This window comes from Malaciobacter halophilus, assembly GCF_002837275.1.
GTDB lineage: Bacteria > Campylobacterota > Campylobacteria > Campylobacterales > Arcobacteraceae > Malaciobacter > Malaciobacter halophilus.
Genome location: NZ_NXIF01000106.1, coordinates 903 through 1418, shown reverse-complemented (window position 1 = coordinate 1418; position 516 = coordinate 903). Strand labels below are relative to the sequence as shown.

The 516-nt window shown below is 21.7% G+C and carries 1 pseudogene; it reads left to right on the top strand.

Features of this window, described 5'->3' with window-relative positions:
• Nucleotides 1-516, top strand: a pseudogene (locus tag CP960_RS13930) (hypothetical protein); the annotation flags it as partial.

Here is a 516-nt window from a genome sequence, read left to right as displayed (position 1 = left end):
TAATTCTAAAATAGATGAAGTTGAGCAATCAAAAACAACATTAGAAAAAAATGTAAATAATAAGATTACTGAAATCAACCAAACAAAAGAAGATTTAACTACTTCTGTTAATTCTAAAATAGATGAAGTTGAGCAATCTAAAACAACATTAGAAAAAAATGTAAATAATAAGATTACTGAAATCAACCAAACAAAAGAAGATTTAACTACTTCTGTTAATTCTAAAATAGATGAAGTTGAGCAATCTAAAATAGCATTAGAATCTAATTTTAATAATTTTTTTGAAAAAGATATTGTTATAGGTCGAAATAGAGTTTTAAATATTTTTGAATTTAATAATAATTCTAAAAATACTTTTCCTTTGCACATAAAAACAAATATTTCAAAAGAAAAATCACAACTGTTTTTATTTAATATTACTTGTTTTTCATTTGGTTCTAATGTTTCATTTAATGCCCTTGTTAGTGGTTATGTTTTTTCAGATACTAAATCAATTCATTCTAATTATACAACACA